At 57.3% G+C, this 17,355-nt stretch carries 17 protein-coding genes; 9 read left to right on the top strand and 8 right to left on the bottom strand.

The window, feature by feature from the left end:
- Nucleotides 1-57 precede the first annotated feature (57 nt).
- From AC1RKC_RS10615 to AC1RKC_RS10630, 4 genes are read left to right on the top strand one after another with little or no spacing between them, the layout of a single operon-like run.
- The gene (locus AC1RKC_RS10615) at nucleotides 58-1,428 is read left to right on the top strand and encodes a sucrose-specific PTS transporter subunit IIBC (protein WP_020828643.1); all 1,371 of its coding nucleotides are present in this window, start codon (nucleotides 58-60) and stop codon (nucleotides 1,426-1,428) included.
- Nucleotides 1,428-2,837 carry a sucrose-6-phosphate hydrolase gene (locus AC1RKC_RS10620; protein ID WP_493092495.1) on the top strand — a complete coding sequence of 470 codons (1,410 nt, stop codon included), beginning with the start codon at nucleotides 1,428-1,430 and terminating at the stop codon, nucleotides 2,835-2,837. The genes AC1RKC_RS10615 and AC1RKC_RS10620 overlap by 1 nt, the downstream gene beginning before the upstream one ends.
- A 21-nt stretch (nucleotides 2,838-2,858) precedes the next feature.
- Nucleotides 2,859-3,902 (top strand): LacI family DNA-binding transcriptional regulator, encoded by a 1,044-nt coding sequence (locus tag AC1RKC_RS10625; protein ID WP_020828645.1) that lies wholly within the window; start codon nucleotides 2,859-2,861, stop codon nucleotides 3,900-3,902.
- A 36-nt stretch (nucleotides 3,903-3,938) separates the two neighbouring features.
- Complete coding sequence (locus AC1RKC_RS10630; protein WP_261158761.1) at nucleotides 3,939-4,757, top strand: shikimate 5-dehydrogenase; 819 nt, start codon at nucleotides 3,939-3,941, stop codon at nucleotides 4,755-4,757.
- 50 nt (nucleotides 4,758-4,807) lie between these two features.
- Here the strand turns inward: AC1RKC_RS10630 and AC1RKC_RS10635 are convergent, their stop codons facing one another.
- The 4 genes from AC1RKC_RS10635 to exbB all read right to left on the bottom strand — a co-directional run bounded on the left by AC1RKC_RS10635 (nucleotide 4,808) and on the right by exbB (nucleotide 6,900).
- A complete protein-coding gene (locus AC1RKC_RS10635; protein WP_261158762.1) occupies nucleotides 4,808-5,101 on the bottom strand; it encodes a type II toxin-antitoxin system RelE/ParE family toxin in 294 nt (97 codons plus the stop codon).
- A complete protein-coding gene (locus AC1RKC_RS10640; RefSeq protein WP_046372621.1) occupies nucleotides 5,101-5,361 on the bottom strand; it encodes a type II toxin-antitoxin system ParD family antitoxin in 261 nt (86 codons plus the stop codon). The genes AC1RKC_RS10635 and AC1RKC_RS10640 overlap by 1 nt, the downstream gene beginning before the upstream one ends.
- Before the next feature lie 138 nt (nucleotides 5,362-5,499).
- Nucleotides 5,500-5,922 (bottom strand): TonB system transport protein ExbD, encoded by a 423-nt coding sequence (gene exbD / locus AC1RKC_RS10645; RefSeq protein WP_020828649.1) that lies wholly within the window; start codon nucleotides 5,920-5,922, stop codon nucleotides 5,500-5,502.
- A 3-nt stretch (nucleotides 5,923-5,925) separates the two neighbouring features.
- Nucleotides 5,926-6,900 (bottom strand): tol-pal system-associated acyl-CoA thioesterase, encoded by a 975-nt coding sequence (gene exbB, locus AC1RKC_RS10650; RefSeq protein WP_493092459.1) that lies wholly within the window; start codon nucleotides 6,898-6,900, stop codon nucleotides 5,926-5,928.
- A 458-nt stretch (nucleotides 6,901-7,358) separates the two neighbouring features.
- Here exbB and metC point away from each other — a divergent pair, with 458 nt between their 5' ends.
- Both metC and AC1RKC_RS10660 read left to right on the top strand, forming a co-directional pair.
- The gene (gene metC / locus AC1RKC_RS10655; RefSeq protein WP_261440274.1) at nucleotides 7,359-8,555 is read left to right on the top strand and encodes a cystathionine beta-lyase; all 1,197 of its coding nucleotides are present in this window, start codon (nucleotides 7,359-7,361) and stop codon (nucleotides 8,553-8,555) included.
- Nucleotides 8,556-8,709: 154 nt separating this feature from the next.
- Nucleotides 8,710-9,372 carry a DedA family protein gene (locus AC1RKC_RS10660; protein ID WP_046372619.1) on the top strand — a complete coding sequence of 221 codons (663 nt, stop codon included), beginning with the start codon at nucleotides 8,710-8,712 and terminating at the stop codon, nucleotides 9,370-9,372.
- A 27-nt stretch (nucleotides 9,373-9,399) separates the two neighbouring features.
- Here the strand turns inward: AC1RKC_RS10660 and AC1RKC_RS10665 are convergent, their stop codons facing one another.
- A complete protein-coding gene (locus tag AC1RKC_RS10665) occupies nucleotides 9,400-10,320 on the bottom strand; it encodes a LysR family transcriptional regulator (RefSeq protein ID WP_261136113.1) in 921 nt (306 codons plus the stop codon).
- Between the two features lie 108 nt (nucleotides 10,321-10,428).
- Between AC1RKC_RS10665 and AC1RKC_RS10670 the strand changes: the two genes are divergently transcribed.
- A complete protein-coding gene (locus AC1RKC_RS10670) occupies nucleotides 10,429-11,457 on the top strand; it encodes a zinc-dependent alcohol dehydrogenase family protein (protein WP_020828654.1) in 1,029 nt (342 codons plus the stop codon).
- 20 nt (nucleotides 11,458-11,477) lie between these two features.
- On the opposite strand, the gene AC1RKC_RS10675 is transcribed toward AC1RKC_RS10670, so the two are convergent.
- Complete coding sequence (locus AC1RKC_RS10675; RefSeq protein WP_218167687.1) at nucleotides 11,478-12,365, bottom strand: AraC family transcriptional regulator; 888 nt, start codon at nucleotides 12,363-12,365, stop codon at nucleotides 11,478-11,480.
- A 222-nt stretch (nucleotides 12,366-12,587) separates the two neighbouring features.
- Here AC1RKC_RS10675 and yqhD point away from each other — a divergent pair, with 222 nt between their 5' ends.
- Together yqhD and dkgA are read left to right on the top strand one after the other, a co-directional pair.
- Nucleotides 12,588-13,751 carry an alcohol dehydrogenase gene (yqhD, locus tag AC1RKC_RS10680; protein WP_020828656.1) on the top strand — a complete coding sequence of 388 codons (1,164 nt, stop codon included), beginning with the start codon at nucleotides 12,588-12,590 and terminating at the stop codon, nucleotides 13,749-13,751.
- Nucleotides 13,752-14,019: 268 nt separating this feature from the next.
- Nucleotides 14,020-14,844, top strand: a complete 825-nt coding sequence (gene dkgA / locus AC1RKC_RS10685; RefSeq protein WP_046372615.1) for a 2,5-didehydrogluconate reductase DkgA — start codon at nucleotides 14,020-14,022, stop codon at nucleotides 14,842-14,844.
- Nucleotides 14,845-14,892: 48 nt separating this feature from the next.
- Here the strand turns inward: dkgA and AC1RKC_RS10690 are convergent, their stop codons facing one another.
- Together AC1RKC_RS10690 and AC1RKC_RS10695 are read right to left on the bottom strand one after the other, a co-directional pair.
- Nucleotides 14,893-16,341, bottom strand: coding sequence for an amidohydrolase family protein (locus AC1RKC_RS10690; protein ID WP_129941663.1), 1,449 nt, complete (start codon nucleotides 16,339-16,341; stop codon nucleotides 14,893-14,895).
- Between the two features lie 151 nt (nucleotides 16,342-16,492).
- Nucleotides 16,493-17,290, bottom strand: a complete 798-nt coding sequence (locus AC1RKC_RS10695) for an alpha/beta fold hydrolase (RefSeq protein ID WP_048759795.1) — start codon at nucleotides 17,288-17,290, stop codon at nucleotides 16,493-16,495.
- Nucleotides 17,291-17,355 lie beyond the last annotated feature (65 nt).

The following is a 17,355-nucleotide window of genomic DNA, read 5'->3' on the forward strand; positions in this document are numbered from 1 at the left end:
GAACTGATTTCCGCCGCGAAAAACCGCGGCGGCATTTTTATTTATGAAGGGAGTGACATGGACATAACCGCAACCGCCAACGCGCTATTGCCGCTGCTCGGCGGTAAAGAAAATATCGCCAGTGCCGCCCACTGCGCCACGCGCCTTCGTCTGGTGCTGGTGGATGACAGCAAGGTAGACAAAGTGGCGATCGGCAAGCTGGACGGGGTGAAAGGCTGCTTTAGCAACGCCGGGCAGATCCAGGTGATTTTCGGTACCGGGCTGGTCAACAAGGTGCACGCGGAATTTATCAAAGCGGCCGGCGTCAGCGAATCCAGCAAATCGGAAGCTGCCGACATAGCCGCTAAAAAACTTAATCCGCTGCAACGCATCGCCCGCCTGCTGTCGAATATCTTCGTGCCGATCATTCCGGCCATCGTCGCCTCCGGCCTGCTGATGGGCCTGCTCGGCATGGTGAAAACCTACGGCTGGGCCGATGCCAACAGCGCCCTGTTCGTGATGCTGGACATGTTCAGTTCGGCGGCGTTCATCATTTTACCGATCCTGATCGGTTTCACCGCGGCGCGCGAGTTCGGCGGTAACCCCTATCTGGGAGCCACGCTCGGCGGCATTCTGACGCATCCGGCGCTGACCAACGCCTGGGGCGTGGCAGGTGGTTTCCATACCATGGATTTCTTCGGGCTGGAGATCGCCATGATCGGCTATCAGGGCACGGTATTCCCGGTGCTGCTGACGGTGTGGTTTATGAGCGTACTGGAAAAACAGCTGCGTAAGGTGATCCCCAACGCGCTGGATTTGATCCTGACGCCGTTCCTGACGGTGGTGATCTCCGGTTTCGTCGCCATGCTGTTTATCGGCCCCGCCGGGCGCGCACTGGGTGACGGCATCTCCTTTGTCCTCAGCACGTTGATTACCCACGCCGGTTGGTTTGCCGGCTTGCTGTTCGGCGGCCTCTATTCCGCTATCGTGATCACCGGCATTCACCACAGCTTCCACGCCGTCGAGGCTGGACTGCTCGGTAACCCGAATATCGGCGTTAACTTCCTGCTGCCGATCTGGTCAATGGCCAACATCGCCCAGGGTGGCGCCTGTCTGGCGGTGTATTTCAAAACCCGTGACGCAAAAATCAAAGCCATTGCGGTACCTTCGGCCTTTTCCGCCATGCTTGGCATTACCGAAGCGGCGCTTTTCGGCATCAACCTGCGCTTTGTGAAGCCGTTTTTGGCGGCTCTGGCGGGCGGTGCGCTCGGTGGAGCCTGGGTGGTGGCCAATCATGTCGGCATGAACGCCGTCGGGCTCACGGCGATTCCGGGAATGGCAATCGTGCAGGCCAGTTCGCTGGTGAGTTATATCATTGGTCTGGTGATCGCCTTTGGCAGCGCCTTTACCCTCTCGTTGTTGCTGAAATACAAAACGGACAGTGAATGATGGAAGAACTAAACCTGATGAAACAGGCCGTTCAGGCGATCATGAGCGGCATGCCCAAGGCGCTGCGCGATCCGCACCGACCGGCGTGGCACCTGGCCCCCAGCGTCGGGCTGCTCAACGATCCCAATGGCTTTATTCAGCATAACGGGGTTTACCACCTGTTCTATCAGTGGAACCCGCTGGGCTGCGATCACCGCAACAAATGCTGGGGTCACTGGCAGTCGACGGATCTGGTCCACTGGCAGCACCAGCCGGTGGCGCTGGTGCCGGGAGCCTGCTACGACAGCCATGGCTGTTATTCCGGCTCGGCGATAGTGGCAGACGGCAAAATCATGCTGGCCTACACCGGCAACGTAAAATATCCCGACGGCTCGCGCACCGCCTATCAATGCCTGGCGCAGGAAAATGCTCACGGCGGTTATGACAAGCTCGGGCCTGTATTGCCGCTGCCGCCGGGTTATAGCGGCCACGTGCGCGATCCGAAGGTCTGGCGCCATCAGGACAACTGGTACATGGTGCTCGGCGCCCGTGACCTGCAGGATCGCGGTAAGGTTTTACTGCTGCGCTCCGCCGAGCTGCGAAACTGGCAGTTGCTGGGTGAAATCGCCGGCTCACAGCTTAACGGCATCGGTGACTTCGGCTATATGTGGGAATGCCCGGATCTGTTTACGCTGGACGATGCCGAGGTGCTTATCTGCTGCCCGCAAGGCCTGGCGGCGGAGGCCGAACGCTATCTCAATGTTTACCAGGCGGGATATTTCACCGGCAGGCTGGACTATCGACAGGCCACTTTCGACCATCAGGATTTCCACGAATTGGATGCCGGGTTTGAATTCTACGCGCCGCAGACCACCCTGACCGAAGACGGTCGCCGGCTACTGGTTGGCTGGATGGGCGTGCCGGAGCAAGACGAGGATTGCCACCCGACCCTGCAGTATGGCTGGATCCATATTCTGACCTGCCCACGGGAGCTGTCGTTGCATAACGGCAGACTCTGCCAACGTCCGGCACGTGAACTGCAACAGCTGAGGGGCGAAAACCGCCAATGGCAGGGCACCGCCGACGACGCGCCCTGCTGGCCTGTCGACAGCGCGGAACTGCTGCTGGCGCCAAACGGCGCGTTCAACGCCGACTTTGGCGGGGCGATGGCCCTGAATTGGGATGGCACCGTGCTGCGGCTGACGCGCAACAACCTGCGCAGCGGGCAGCCGGAGCACCGTTACTGGCGCGGTGAGCTGACTCAGCTGCAGATACTGTTCGACCGTTCGAGCGTGGAGATTTTTATCAATCACGGCGAAGCGACCATGAGTTCGCGCTACTTCCCCGGCCCACAACCCTTGCTGCACCTGAACGGTAAAGCGCAGCTGGCGCTCGAGCACTGGTCGCTGACGCCATGCATGCTAGAATGACGCATCCTTCGATGAATTCAGATGCCGTCAGTGAAAAAAAATAAACGCATAACCATCAGTGATATTGCCGCACTGGCCGGCGTGTCGAAATCGACCGCCAGCCTGGTGCTTAATGGCCGCAGCAAGGAGTATCGGGTGTCCGACGATACCCGCGATCGCATCCTGGCGCTGGCCGGCGAGCACCATTACCAGCCCAGCTTCCATGCCCGTTCGCTGCGTTCCTCCCGCAGCCATACCCTGGGGCTGGTGGTGCCGGAAATGACCAACTACGGTTTTGCGGTGATTTCACGCGAGCTGGAAACCCTGTGCCGCGAGGCCGGTTTGCAGTTGCTGATCGCCTGTACCGACGAAAACCCGGCGCAGGAAATGATGGCAGTGAACAGCCTGGTGCAGCGTCAGGTCGACGGCCTGATTGTCGCCTCCAGCCAGCTCAACGATGCGGAATACCAAAAGATTAACGCCAGCTTGCCGGTAGTGCAGATGGACCGCTTGATTACCGGCTCCGAACTGCCGCTGGTGATCACCGACTCGCTGACCTCGACCGCTACGCTGGTGGAGAACGTCGCGCGCCAGCATCCTGACGAGTTCTATTTCCTTGGCGGGCAACCGCGCATCTCGCCAACCCGCGATCGATTGGCCGGTTTTCAGCTCGGCCTGGAGCGCGCCGGCGTGGCGTGTAAACCGGAATGGATCATCAACGGCAATTATCACCCCAGCTCCGGCTACGAGATGTTCGCCCAGTTGTGCGCACAGTTGGGCCGTCCGCCAAAAGCGTTATTTACCGCCGCCTGTGGTCTGCTGGAAGGGGTGTTGCGCTACCTGAATCAGCACCAGTTGATGGAGAGCGACCTGCATTTGTGCAGTTTCGACGATCACTACCTGTTCGATGGCCTGACGCTGAAAATCGACACCGTGGCCCAAGACTGTCGTGCCCTGGCGCAACACAGTTTCGACATGGTCAGCGCGCTGATTGACGAGCGGCCCCTGGAACAGAACGCGCTTTACCTGCCGGGCAATATCCACTGGCGCCACGCCGGTTCGAAGGCGCTGCTCGGCCAGCCCTGACTCGAGTTTTTTCTTTTCCCGCTTAAGGAGCTCAGCATGAGCCGTGAGATTAACAAAGATACCCAGCTGTGCATGTCGCTGGCCGGTCGCCCAGGCAACTTCGGTACTCGCTTTCATAACTATCTGTATCAGGAACTGGATCTGAACTTTATCTACAAGGCGTTCACTACCCAGGATATCCAGGCGGCAGTGGGCGGAGTACGGGCTTTGGGCATCCGTGGTTGCGCGGTTTCCATGCCGTTCAAAGAGAGCTGCATCCCTTTCCTCGATGAGCTGGACGCTTCCGCAACGGCGATTGAATCGGTCAATACCATCGTCAATGACGCCGGTTTTTTGCGGGCCTATAACACGGATTATATCGCCATCGCCAAATTGCTGGCCCAGTACCAAATCCCGACAGAAACCTCCTTTGCCCTGCGCGGCAGCGGCGGTATGGCAAAAGCGGTGACCGCGGCACTGCGTGACGCCGGTTTTAAAAATGGCCATATCATCGCCCGTAACCCGCAGGCCGGACAGGCTCTGGCCAGTGCATACGGTTATCAGTGGCAGGCGCAAGTCGATGAGCTAAAAGTGGATATGGTGATCAACGTAACGCCAATCGGCATGGCCGGCGGTGCAGAAGCGGAGCAATTGGCTTTCGCGCCCGCGACTGTCGATGCGGCGAAAATCGTCTTCGACGTGGTGGCACTGCCTGCGGAAACCCCGCTGGTCCGTTACGGACGTGAGCACGGCAAACAGGTGATTACCGGGGCAGAAGTGATTGCGTTGCAGGCGCTGGAACAGTTTGTCCTCTACACCGGCGTACGTCCTACCGATGAGCAAATCGCCCGTGCTGCAGCGCACGCTCGCGGTTAAAAACGCTAAACAACGCCAGGGCCGCGGTTCGTTTGAGTGGCCTTGATGGCCTAGCGATGAGCCAGCAGACGCAAAATATTTCTCGCACCGTGAAGTACTCGCTCGATCCTGACATTACGTTGTATCGCTGTGAAAACGATTAGGTATTTGCCGTAGGCGCTGATCCTGACGTCCCGACCAAGCTCAGGTCGCTTTTGGTAGGTTTCCAGCGACTCGCCGATTCGCTGGCATTGGTTATACAGTTCAGAAATAAAACTCAGCGCCCGGGCCGGGTTATCCTGTGCAATATGATCGCCAATACTTTCAATGTCATATATCGCTGCCGGCGATATTGTTAGCCTCATCAGTCACTTCCGTTATCCACCATCCGTTGGTATTTAGCCCGCAAGCGCGCAAACGCCTCATCCGCCGGGACTCCCTCACCACTTTCAACTCCCTGTACAATGGCCACTTGCAACTCTTCAATTTTCATCGCGCGCTCATGTTCTTCAAGCAGACGCAGCCCTGCCCGTATCACTTCGCTGACGTTGCCGTAACGTCCGCTGTCAATTTGCTCATGAACGAACTTTTCAAAATGAGGGCTTAAAGCAATGCTAGTTGGCATGGCCGACTCCGGAAAGTAGTGTTAATTACTATCTATTAGTATTTTCATTTGTCGGCAATGCGTCAAGCCCCTGTACGAAATTCAGTCAATAAAAAAGGGCGCCTGAGCGCCCTTCTAATCCTGGGTGATGCCAGCCCGCTACTTGGCGGTGCCTTCCATCCCCACCAGCCCCACTTTCAGGTAGCCGGCTTTACGCAGCGTATCCATTACGCTCATCAGCGTTTCGTAGTCCACACTCTTATCCGCCTGGAAGAAGATGGTGGTCTCTTTGTTCGCCTGCGTCCGTTGATCCAGCACCGACGTCAGTTGATCTGCACTGACCGCCTGCTCACCAACGTAGAGCTGTTTGTCCGCTTTCACCGACAGGAACACCGGTTTTTCCGGACGCGGCTGAGGTTTGGCGGAGGACGCCGGGAGATCGACACGGATATCTACCGTTGCCAGCGGCGCGGCCACCATAAAGATGATCAACAGCACCAGCATGACGTCGATAAACGGCGTCACGTTGATTTCATGCAGTTCGCCGCTGTCGTCCAGATCTTCATTTAAGCGCATCGCCATAACTCACCCCACCCGCAGTTGGTGTGAATGCTGTGAACGTTTGGCTTCCGCCGTGGCGGCCAGATCCAAATCACGGCCCAGCAGCAGCAGAACCTGTGCCGCTACGTCGCCAACCTGAGCGCGGTGACCACTGATCACACGGGCAAAGATGTTATAAATCACCACCGCAGGAATAGCGGCGACCAGGCCCAGCGCGGTAGCCAGCAGCGCTTCTGCGATGCCGGGCGCAACCACGGCCAGGTTGGTGGTTTGTGAGTGTGCGATGCCGATAAAGCTGTTCATGATGCCCCAAACGGTACCGAACAGACCGACAAACGGCGAAATGGCACCGATGGTCGCCAGGAAGCCATTGCCGCGTCCCATGTTACGGCTGTAGCCCGCTACGCGACGCTCCAGACGGAAACCGGTACGTTCCTTGATGCCGTTGTTGTCGTTGGACGCCGCCGACAGCTCCAGTTCGTTTTGCGCATCGTTCAGCAACACGGAGCTGATGCTTTCTTCCGAGAAGCTCTGCGCCAGTTCGGACGCTTCGTCCAGCGAGCGTACGTTGGCCAACGCCAGCTGTTCGCGGCGCAGACGGCGCTTGGCGCGGAACAGTTCGCTGCCCTTGGAGAACAGGATGGTCCAGGTGACGATAGACGCCAGCACCAGGCCGATCATCACGATTTTCACCACGATGTCCGCATGCTGGTACATACCCCAGACGGACAGGTCCATACCGCGGGTTTCCGGCGGCTGGATGGTCGGTTGCGGGTTGACCGGAGTGAGGGTTTCAGGCGCTGCCGCGGCAGGCGCGCTGGCTGCCGGAGCCACGCTTTCGGTAACGGCCGGATTAGTCGCCGGTGCCGCATGAGCACTGCCGGCCAGACCTGCCATCAATACCATTGAAGCTAACAGACCACGGCCGAACGCCTGGCCCCATTGCGCCCGGCCCTGACCGAACGATCCTTGATTTAAATTCTTGCCAGCCGTTTTCACGCTGTGCCTCCACCCGTTACCGATCAAAATTGAGGAATAATTCAGCGTGCGATCATATCAAACCAATCAGGGATTGATAGTAGTTCTCATTATTATTTACCAAATAATCGGGAAAATTACTCCTGCGGCGCACTTATGGCTCCCTGGCGAACCCATTCGCCGCCTGTTCGGGCCTATATGCACCCTTTATAGGGCTATTTCGTCACTTTTACCGCACAGGGATGCAACATAGACAGGGGATTTGTCGCATTTTACTGTTACATCCCGGACTCACCGATAAACTCGCTTGGTTATCGTCGTCAGGCAGAAGGATGGCATGCGAGAGCACGATTGAGCAGAAGATTATAGCCGTTTCTACATTTGGATGTTAAAACGTCTGGATGGCTATAAAGCGTCATGCTAACGTAAGGGCTATTGCAAATGGCCCGTGAAGATCAAGCAAAGGTGAGCCCGCTCCTATGACGTCTAAAAACATCGAAACTACCCTGATTGGCGCCGGGCGCAGCAAGCGCTATACCCAGGGCTCCGTCAACCCCGTCACCCAACGCGCTTCTTCATTGGTATTTGACTCCGTGGCGGCCAAAAAAGAGGCTACCGCCAAACGTGCTCATGGCGAGCTGTTTTACGGCCGACGCGGCACCCTGACCCACTTCGCGTTGCAGGATGCGATGGTCGAGCTGGAGGGCGGCGCAGGCTGCGTGCTCTATCCTTGCGGCGCGGCGGCGGTCTCCAACGCCATTCTGTCCTTTGTCGGCGCGGGCGACCATCTGCTGATGACCGGCTCCGTCTATGAGCCGACGCAGGACTTTTGTACCCATATTCTGAGCCGCATGAATGTGGAAACCACCTATTTCGACCCGCTGATCGGCGCCGATATCGCCGGACTGATTCAACCCAATACCCGTGTGGTGTTCCTTGAATCACCCGGCTCGATCACTATGGAGATCCAGGATATCCCGGCGATGGTGCAGGCGATTCGCGCCGTGGCACCTGAAGTGGTGATCATGATCGATAACACCTGGGCGGCCGGCATCTTGTTCAAGGCGCTGGATTTTGATATCGACATTTCGATTCAGGCTGGCACCAAATATATTATCGGCCATTCCGATTACATGCTCGGCACCGCCGTGGCTAACGAGCGCTGTTGGGACCAACTGCGTGAATACTCTTATTTGATGGGCCAGATGGTAGACGCCGATACCGCTTATATGGCCAGCCGCGGTTTGCGCACCCTGGGCGTACGCCTGAAGCAGCACCAGCAGAGCAGCATCGAAGTCGCCCAGTGGCTGGCCCAGCGACCAGAAGTGGCGGTGGTCAATCACCCGGCGCTGCCTGGTTGCAAGGGCCACGAGTTTTACCTGCGCGATTTCAACGGCTGCAACGGCCTGTTTTCTTTCGTGCTGAAACAGCGCCTGAGCGACGTGCAGTTAGCCGAGTTTCTGGATAACTTCAGCCACTTCAGCATGGCCTATTCCTGGGGCGGCTTTGAATCCTTGATCCTGGCTAACCAACCGGAAGAACTGGAAGCCATTCGCCCAGCGGGTGGCATAGACTTCTCCGGTACTCTGGTACGCCTGCATATCGGCCTGGAAAATGTGCAGGATCTGATCGCCGATCTCGCCGCCGGGTTCGACCGAATTGCCAATACGCGCTAACAGAACGCCTGCTTGCATCGGCAACTTTATTCGCCTTGTTTAATGTGTGCTTAAGCTATTAGCGTTACACTAGGCGGGTAACTGTCAGATACGGCCAACACTGTGCCCTGGATACCCTGAAGCCAGGCGCAACCGGTATGCAACAGGATAAATAATGGATGTATTACGAGAGATTGTTCATGCGCTTTGGCAGCAGGACTTCATTGCCCTTGCCGATCCCAGCGTAATTTGGGTGGTTTATGCGGTGCTTTTCACCACTCTATTTTTAGAAAACGGACTACTGCCAGCTTCCTTCTTACCCGGCGACAGCCTGCTGCTGTTATCCGGCGCGCTGATCGCCAAGGGCGTGATGGCCTTTGTGCCGACGCTGATCATTTTGACCGTCGCCGCCAGCCTGGGCTGCTGGCTGAGCTACCTGCAGGGCCGTTGGTTGGGCCATACCAATCTGGTCAAAGGCTGGTTGCTGCAACTGCCCGCTCAGTATCACCAACGTGCACACAACCTGTTTAACCGCCATGGCCTAACGGCGCTGGTCATCGGCCGTTTTCTGGGTTTTGTTCGCACCCTGCTGCCCACCATGGCCGGGATTTCTGGCCTGAACAGCACCCGTTTTCAGTTCTTTAACTGGCTAAGCGCGGTGATTTGGGTAGGTGCAGTGGTCGGCCTCGGCTACGCCTTCAGCCAGATCCCTTTGGTTAAACGCTATGAGAGCCAGGTGATGACCGGGCTGATGATCCTGCCGTTGGTGCTGCTGCTGGTTGGCCTGGTGGGCGGCATGCTGGTTATCTGGCGTAAAAAACGCGCCGCCTCTTCCTGATACCCGGACGGGCGGCCATCGTCGCCCTTAAAGCGCTTTTTCAACCAACGCCAGTCTGGGAGGCAGCTTGCTCACCAGCGTATCCACCGCCAATCGAACCTTCAAAGGCAAATGCGGCGTTTGCGGCCAAACCGCGTGAACGTCGAATGACATGCCGGGCCGATTGCGCATCAGCCTGACCAATTCCCCTTTCAACAACGCTTCGCGCACTAGCCAGCAAGGTAACCAGGCGATGCCAAACCCCGCTACCGTGGCATCCGCAATCGCCTGCAGGTCATCCATCTGTAACCCTTTCTTCGGTATCACCTTCTGCTCTTTTCCGCAGGCATCCAGAAGCGTCCAGTTAAGAACCACGCCGGCGCGCATGTAGGTCACCGCATCATGTTGTGCCAGCTGCTCGAGGGTTTTGGGTTCGCCGCTGCGCAACAGATATTCCGGAGCCGCGCACAATGTCATACGGTGGTCGCCAACGCGCCGTGCCACCAACCCACTGCTACTGACCAGCGTACCGTTGCGGATCGCCAGGTCAAAACCGTCCTCAATCAAATCCACCACGCGGTCGTTGAATGACAGCTCCAGCTCCAGCCCAGGATGCTCACGCGCCATACTGGTCAACAGCGGCGCAATGCACATGCGGCCAAACAGCACCGGCATCGACACCCTCAGCCTGCCGTTAACCTGCTGCTTCCCCGACTCCAGCAGCATTTCTGCGGTACGTATCTCTTCCAGTGCCCGCAGACAACGTTCGTAAAACAGCGCACCGTCGTCGGTCAGGCTCAGGCTGCGGGTCGTGCGATGAAACAAGCGAACGGCCAACCGTTGCTCCAGGCGGGCGATGGTTTTCCCCACCGCCGAACGCGAAAGGTGTAGCCGGCTGGCCGCCAGCGCAAAACTGCCTGCCTCCACCGCGGTGACAAATACCGAAATGCCGTTCAATCGATCGCTCATGATTTGTAGCCCTGAAAGAAACAATCAAAGGAAATCTTATCGCCACTGGCGAACTTCTATCAACGATATTATCAGCAGGTCTGTTTATCGCTGACTTTGGAGTCAATCATGGCCGAAACAATGCAACGCTGGACAATGGACGCCCTGGGGCGCCAACACCTGCAACTGAACGAAAGCGTCATACCGCAACCGGGACCGCACCAGATCAGAGTGAAAGTGAATGCGGTATCGCTCAATTACCGCGACAAACTGGTCATTGAAACCGGCATGGGGCTAGAACTGCCGCAGCCCTTCACGCCAGCCTCCGACATGGCCGGTGAAGTCGACGCCATTGGGCCCGACGTCACCCGCTTTCAGCCCGGCGAACGGGTGATTTCCACCTTTAGCCCCGGCTGGATCGATGGCCGGCAAAAACCCTATGGTAATGCGCGCATCCCACCCTACCGCACTCTGGGCGGCTTTTATCAGGGCATGCTGGCGGAATACGTGGTGCTGCACGAAGACTGGTTGGCGGCTGCGCCCACCTCGCTGGACGATGCGCAGGCCAGTACCCTGCCCTGTGCCGGACTGACCGCCTGGTTCGCGCTGGTGGAACAGGGCCAGCTGCACGCCGGAGAGTCGGTGCTGGTACAGGGCACGGGTGGCGTGGCGCTGTTCGGGCTGCAAATCGCCAAAATGCTGGGTGCCGAGGTCTATGTTACCTCCGGCAGCGACGAAAAACTGGCGCGAGCCAAAGCCTTGGGTGCCGATCATGGCATTAACCGTCTGACTGCGGACTGGGTAGAAAAGGTGTACCAGTTGACCCAGGATCGCGGCATCGACCACGTGATTGACACCGTGGGTGGCCCTAATCTCGGTAATTCGGTGCGCGCCGTTGCGGTGCACGGGCGTATCTCGGTGATCGGGGCGCTGGAGGGCTTTGAAGTTTCGGCTCCCGCAGGGCCGCTGCTGATGAAATCGCCGGTCATTCAGGGTATTGGTGTCGGCCACCGCCGCGCACTGGAAGATCTGGTGCGTGCGGTGGACGTTAATGCCCTACAGCCGGTGATCGACCAGCGCTACCGCTTTGATCAATTGCCGCAGGCGCTCGATCACCTCGATCGCGGAGCATTCGGTAAAATTGTGCTGACGCGCTGAATCACTGCCCGGCAGCGAGATTAACCTTCCATCATTAAAGGAGGGTTTTCGCGCAGTCGGGCAACTTCGTCACTCGGCGTCACGCCAAAGAAACGTTTGAACTCGCGGCTGAACTGCGAAGCGCTTTCGTAGCCGACACGGATCGCCGCGGTACTGGCTTTCAAACCGTCGTGTACCATCAGCAAACGCGCCTTGTGCAAGCGATAGGATTTCACATATTGCAGCGGCGAGGTGTTGGTCACCGCCTTGAAGTTATGGTGAAACGCCGAGATGCTCATATTCACCTCCCCCGCCAACTGCTCAACGTTGAGATTGTCCGCATATTGGTTCTCAATACGCCGCAGCGCCTTGGCAATTTGGCTGAAGTGGGTATGGCGGTTAACCAATTCCTGCAATGAGGCGCCACAGGCTCCGCGCAGTACGTGGTAGAGAATTTCACGTACAATCTGCGGCCCCAGAACGCGTGCATCCAGCGGTTTGGCCATCACATCCAGCAGGCGTTCGGTGGCGCACAACAATTCTTCCGACAGCTCGGCCAGGTTCACCCCGCTGCTTTCTCTGCGCGGCTTCACCAGGTAGTCGTCATCGCCGATGTCGATCAACAGGTCCTGCAGCATTTGGCTGTCGATATTCACCGACAGCCCCACCAGCGGCAATTCCGGGCTGGCGAAGGTTTCACACTCAAACGGCAGCGGCACCGTCATCAACAGATAATTGCGCGGGTCATACTGGAAAACCCGATTACCGCAGTAGCCGACCTTGTGCCCCTGGAAAATGATCACTACACCCGGCTCATACATCACCGGCTGGCGCGGGCAATGACGATCGACATAAAGAATTTTCACCAGCGGCACCGGCGAGGGCGTGTAACCGTTGCTCTCGGCAAAGCAGGCCGCCTGGCGCGCCATGCGGCCGCGCAGTTCATCGATTTCGCTCACGGAAACACCCTCTTACATTAAGAATAATTCGGCATAAATAATAGTTTAAAACTCTATTTTTCTACAACGCTTTGTAGGAATAGGCAAGACTCGGGCAGGAATGTGCATTGTGCTGCTGAGCCAAGTTACTGACAATACACCTCAGATATTTTGCGCCAGCGGCGCTTGCCACATGCAGAAGAGAAATTACCCATGCAAAACTTTATTCTTCATACCCCAACCAAAATCCTGTTCGGCCAAGACCAAATCGCCGGCCTGGCACAGCAGATCCCTGCCGACGCACGCATTCTGATCACCTACGGTGGCGGCAGCGTGAAGAAAAATGGCGTGCTGGATCAGGTTTATGCCGCACTGGCGGGCCGCAACGTGCAGGAGTTTTCCGGCATTGAGCCTAACCCAACCTACGAAACGCTGATGAAAGCGGTAGAAGTGGTGCGCGCAGAGAATATCGATTTCCTGCTGGCGGTCGGCGGCGGCTCCGTGGTTGATGGCACCAAGTTTATTGCCGCAGCGGCCCACTATCAGGCGGATGCCGATCCATGGCACATCCTGAAAACCGTGGGCAGTGAAATCAAAGGCGCGGTGCCAATGGGCTGCGTACTGACACTGCCGGCCACCGGCTCTGAGTCCAACAGCGGCGCAGTGATCACCCGCAAAAGCAGCGGCGACAAACAGCACTTCTTCTCGCCACACGTGCAACCGCTGTTCGCGGTGCTGGATCCGGTAGTGACCTACTCTCTGCCGCCGCGCCAAATCGCCAATGGCGTAGTCGATGCCTTTGTCCACACCATTGAGCAGTATTTGACCTATCCGGTCGACGCCAAGGTGCAAGATCGCTTTGCCGAAGGCCTGCTGCTGACGCTGCTGGAAGATGGCCCGCGCGCGCTGTCCGAGCCGGAAAACTATGCGGTGCGCGCCAACGTGATGTGGAGCGCAACCATGGCCTTGAACGGTCTGATCGGCGCCGGTGTGCCGCAGGATTGGGCAACCCACATGCTGGGCCACGAATTGACCGCCATGCACGGTTTGGATCATGCCCAGACGCTGGCGATTGTTCTGCCTGCGCTGCTGATCGAGAAAAAAGCGCAGAAACGCGAAAAACTGCTGCAGTACGCCGACCGCGTTTGGGGCCTGCGCGATGGCAGTGAAGACAGCCGTATCGACGGTGCCATCGCCGCCACTCGTGCCTTCTTCGAACAAATGGGCGTACCGACCCGCATGGCGGATTACCAGCTCGACGGCAGCTCTATCCCGGCGTTGCTTGATAAACTGCATCAGCACGGCATGACAGCACTTGGCGAGCATCAAGACATCACCCTCGAAGTCAGCCAACGCATTTATAACGCGGCGCGTTAATCGCAAACCGCCTATTTCCTGCTAGGCTTTAGTTTCAACTTCTCTCCTGCGCCCGACGCTTCATCGGGCGCAGTTCAATGCGCTATTCGCGCTGCCGATCTTCATCTGATTAACCCATGGGAGAAAACATGACCTGTAGCCGCCCTATCCCGACAGCGCTGGAATTTGGTTAGCAAACTCAGCACTCCCCCAATTTGCCAACTAGAATTTATTAATAGCCGTTTCCGGTGCATGCAGCACTGGGCAATCCGTTGACAAGGAGATACGCATGACAACGCAACAACCCATCATCAAACTCCACGATGGTAATCTGATGCCGCAGTTGGGTCTCGGCGTTTGGCAGGCGAGTATTTCAGAAACCACCCAGGCGGTGCTTAAAGCACTGGAGGTGGGCTATCGCTCGATCGATACCGCTGCAATCTACAAGAATGAGGAAGGGGTTGGCGCAGCACTGCAATCCACCTCAATACCACGCGATGAGCTGTTTATCACCACCAAACTGTGGAACGACGATCAGGGCGACCCGCAAGGCGCGCTGGAAACCAGCCTGGAAAAACTCAAGTTGGATTACGTCGATCTGTATCTGATCCACTGGCCAAAGCCGCAGCAGGACCAATATGTCGACGCCTGGCGCGGGCTGATCAAACTGCGCGAGCAGGGGTTGGTCAAAAGCATCGGGGTATGCAATTTCCACACCCCGCACCTGCAGCGCCTGCTGGACGAAACCAATGTCGCACCGGTGATTAACCAAATTGAGCTGCACCCGTTGCTGCAACAGCGTCAGCTACGCGCCTGGAACGCAACCCACCATATTGCGACCGAATCCTGGAGCCCACTGGCACAGGGTGGCGAAGGGGTATTCGACCAACCGGTGATCAAAAACCTGGCGGAAAAATACGAGAAAACCCCGGCGCAAATCGTGGTGCGCTGGCACCTGGACAGCGGGCTGATCGTGATCCCGAAATCGGTCACGCCAGCGCGCATTCGTGAAAACTTCGAAGTCTTCGACTTCAAACTGGATAAAGACGAACTGGGCGAAATTGCCAAACTGGATATCGGCAACCGCCTGGGGCCGGATCCGGACTCACTGTAATCTCCCTGCGCCCGGCTTCGGTCGGGCGCAGCATCATCCAAAATACGCTTATCGGCGATAGGCCTCCGCCAGATTTACCGACGCTCTCCGCTCCGCCTCCCTAAGCCAGGCAACCGCTTCTGCTCCGGTGATCTCTGCACGCCCGAGTGCCGCCTGCTGAATACGCGCCAGCGTCTGAGCGGCACGTTGCCGGATGGCGGCCATATCCTGTCCCACCAGTTCGCCATGCCGCTTGCGGATCTGGCCGTTGATGATCACCGTATCTACATCGGCGGCATGGGACTGCAACACACTGCTCGCCCTTGGGAAAGAAGAAGGCACCATCGCCCGCTGATGTTTAAGCATAATCACATCGGCCTGTTTTCCCGGCGTCAGCGAACCAATACTTGTCTCCATTCCCAACGCAGCCGCGCTGCCGTGGGTCGCCCAACGCAACGCATCCCCCACCGAGAGAGAAAGTTCAGAAACCACTTCACCACGGATATGGTGCTGATGGTTATCCAGGCAGCGCTGGGTTTGCAGCCCCAGCCGCATCTGCGAAAACAGATCCCCAGACCCCACGCAGACAATGTCAGTGCTGATCGCCGGGGCTATCCCGTGATCCAGGCAGGCTCTGATGGGAGGAAAGCCCATGCCCATTTGCATTTCAGTTTCGGGGGCAATGCTGACTTTAGCGCCTGTTTTAGCCAACAGCCGCCATTCGGGATCGGTCAGACCGGAACAGTGAATATGCAGGTGACCGGGCTGCAGCAATTGATGATCGTCCAGCTCCTGTAACCCTTTCAATAACCGGCTATTCGGCAGTGCGCCGGTATGAGAAGCAATCAGGATATCCTGCTGCTGCGCCATGCGGATCTCCGCCGCTGTCTGCGTAAAGGGCACGGTGCCGAAATCGCTGAGCAAGGTCCCCATGCGCAACAAACCCTGATCGTCGCTAAAATAACGCTCGCGCAATTCAGCGGCAAAATTGACGCGTTCTTGATGGCTGGAAAAACCGGCGGGCTGAAAATCATAAACCTGAAATCCATAGGAATACACGCCACGGATACCGGATTGTTGCAGTGATTCGATCGCCGCGACGGCATGATCCGGGCTATTCACACAGTCACAGCAGTCGAGGATGGTTGTGACCCCGCTGTCTATGGCCTCGAGCGCCCCCACCAGGGTGGCAGCGGACAAATCCTCGGCGGTCACCAAGGCCCCCAGCCCATAAAACGTATTTGCCAGAAATTCCGGCAACGACATATCGCCGGAGATCCCCCGAAACAACGACATCCATGTGTGGCGATGACTGTCGATCATACCCGGCAACACGATCGCACCACGCGCATCGATCACTTCGGCATCCAGATGACTAAACGCCTTTGCGTTTTCCGCCAGCGCTGCGATCCGGCCATTTTCAATCAGCAGCGCCCCCTGGGGCAGTTCCCCATACTCTGCATCCATGGTGATAATATGACCGCCAGTGATGACCTTACGATCGACCTGCATGCTCATGTTTTACCTCCTGATTACCCACTGGAAAACAGGCGTGCACAATGTCGGTGGTTTAATCACGGCAGACAGGCCGAACGACATAAATACGGCTACGCACATTCTTATGAATCTGCTCATCATTAGGAGCGCTGTTGCTACGACGGGATGTTGCCTAGCCAATAAATGACCGGATTTCCATCACCACTTTGTCCGGCGATTCCAGGGTGGGGAAATGACTCGCCCCCGCAATTTTTACCGGATTGAACCAGCGGTGGCGTTGGGCGAACTCGCGCTGTAACTGGTCATACTCTGCGCTATGCGGTTGTGAATAGAGGTGCATTACCGGACGCTCAGGGGTGAGCTGTTCCAGGCGTTGCAGGGGAGAGCCAAATTGCCCATAGGCCAACTCGATTTCCCGACAAGAACGGATCCACATCTCCTGATCGAATCCGGCCATTTCCTGTTGGACATGGTTGATCACATCCTGGTTATCCGTATGGGCTACCCATTCCGCAAACAGGGCATCTCGCGCCTGTTGCCAGCTTTCCGGCCGCTGGCTCTGCTGTAAATTCTGCAGCAGATCGGTAAAAGCTCCGGTCATCAACCAGTCCACCACGATGGTTTTCGGTACCCGCAACGGGCCCAGTTGCTGGCTTAAAGCGATGTTGGCCCAGCCGCCATGGGATGTAGAGAGCGGAATCAAGCGCTCAACATCCAGCCGGTCAAGAAACAGAACCAGATCGGCCGTGAGATCATCCATACCAAAATCGCCGTCATAACTGCGTGCGGCATTGTGCCCGCGCCAATCAATATTCAGTACGCGATAGTGTTGCGCCAGCAGCGGTATTAGGTGTTTAAAAAGCCGGTGATCCTGGCACCAACCGGAAAGCAACAGCAGGGTGGTGTCCCCGCTGCCGCTGTCTTGATAGTCGAATGTATTGCTGCCCAGCGTTATCGTTTTCATGCTCATGCTTGTTCCCTCATCATGCAGAAAGTGGGATGCAGGGGGGAATGGCGATCCGGCCAGATTTGGCC

The organism is Serratia sp. GW822-FHT06E05, from assembly GCF_058799445.1.